This window comes from Synechocystis sp. LEGE 06083 (assembly GCF_015207725.1).
GTDB lineage: Bacteria > Cyanobacteriota > Cyanobacteriia > Cyanobacteriales > Microcystaceae > Synechocystis > Synechocystis salina.
The window spans coordinates 1-2,013 of record NZ_JADEWJ010000408.1 but is presented as its reverse complement, the minus strand read 5'-3'; the positions used below and the strand labels follow the sequence as shown (position 1 = coordinate 2,013).

Annotated in this window: 1 protein-coding gene; it reads right to left on the bottom strand. The window is 43.3% G+C overall.

The features are described from left to right. Window positions 1-1,565: hypothetical protein (locus tag IQ219_RS19185; RefSeq protein WP_228017389.1), on the bottom strand; the 1,565-nt coding region annotated here is incomplete at its 3' end. Between the last annotated feature and the right edge of the window lie 448 nt (window positions 1,566-2,013).

The window sequence follows — 2,013 nt, the reverse complement described above, 5'->3', positions numbered from 1 at the left end:
ATGGAAGTCTGGGAAAAAATACCACTCCGGCTATGGCCATGGGCTTCATTGACCGCCCTGTCGAAATTGCAGAAATACTTACCTGTAGAGGCTTTTGCCACTTCACTCCTTAAAAGGACAGTGCCAAATAATGTCGGTGGCAACTTGGCTTGGAAAATTTCATAATCAGCACCATCCCAACCACGCCAGGCAATGTTGGATCCAGAAATTACAGGTTCGATGTCATTAACGTTGTTATTTGTGATTTGGAATGACCTTGAACCGTCATAATACATAATCTCGTAATCATTGCCATCCCAGCTCTGCCAAACTACCTGGCCGCCAGATAAGTTAGGTAGTTGATCGATACGACTATGACCGGTCAATCGGGTGATAGTGGAGCCATTGTAAAGATAAACGGAAGTACCATTATTACCGTTGAATCCCTCTTGCCAAACAACATTGTTACCGTCAATTTGCAAATAATTGAGTGATGAAACCCCCGTAGCTATGGTGGTAGTACTAGAACCATTGTAAAAAATAAGGGAACTTCCCTCTCGCCAAACTATGTTGTTGCCAGAAACAACAGGGCTATATTCCCAAAAAGAATTGTTAGTGATCCTTTGGGTGGAGGAGCCATTATAGCGGTACACTTCACTGGTGGAAAAGGGTCTTGCAGTCCAGACTGCACTGTTACCGGAAATCCGAGGATTGCCATCAGTACCATTAGATGTGGTACCACTGGGGGTTATGTTGCTGGTGGCAAAGCCGTTATAGAAAAAAATACGGGAATCGGAGCCGCCCGGACGCCAAACAACATTGTTGCCGGAAATAGCATAATTATTGCTATTGCCATCACTGGAAGGAATACGGACGGTGCTAAAACCATTAAAAAGAAATAAACCGCCATTTTCTTTCCAAACTACATTATTGCCACTAACTTCAGGATCACGGCCAATCGAGGAAAGAAGCCTTGTGGTGGAACCGTCATAGAGGTAAACTCCCCCCGCTCCATCCCAAGCAATGTTATTGCCAGAAATTCGAACATCAGAATCATTAGTATCATTACGAGTAATCTGGCTAATAGAGAATGAATACTGTTCTATTTCCAGGATCTCCCCGTTGATGATGACAACTGCTTTATCATCTTCTGCTCGGATGCGAGCCAAATCGTCGGAGCTTAACTCCTGTCCCAAAACTACAGCGGCAAAATGTTCCCCTTCATCGCCCGGGGTATCCACTGTATTCAATAAGCTATCAAGATAATGGCCATACTCTTCTAGAAAAACAGCTAACAGCAGACTAGTATTAGCAAGCTGTAGTAATTCGTGAGAAAGGTAAATGGTGCGATTGGTTCGAGCAAAGGCCCCCAAAGCACCGTTAATCTGGGCGCTGTCAACAAGTTCGATTGCGGGTAATGAAGAAAAAGTCTCATTACGCCAAGCATCGAGCAGAAGTGTAGTATCCACTCCTTCGCCAAAAACTTGTTGCAGGAGCATTTCCGAGTTATTGAGTTGAGCAAATGCCTGAAGCCGTGCCAAAGAAAGGGCAAAAACATCCGCAAGCAAGGGATTAATCACAGTCATAACAAAATCCTAGGTAGGAACAACTAAGCAAAAAAATATTGTTAAGGACGAAACAAGATAGACAAAACCCTATAGAGGAGTCAGGAAATATTCTGGTAAAGATATAAATTGCCTACAGAGTATATAGGTCGTCCCAGGATTCTAAGCAAAAATACGTAAAACTCTGATCTCGGTGCTTTCTGTGGTCTAGCAGAATTATACCACTGGAGAAAATCCTAGCGAACATAACCACCGTAAAATCTTGTCCAAAACCCAGCGAAAGAACTCTGTGAATGAATTAACAGCAATAAATGAATAACCCAATCGCAGCAAGCTGCGGGATATCTAGATGGGAAAAAGGTTCATCTGTTGCATACGAGCCTTCTCTTTTTCATCTCCTTGCTCTTGAATATAGCGCCTGACAATTTCGATACTTACACCATCCCCTACTGTCCCAATATAACCACCA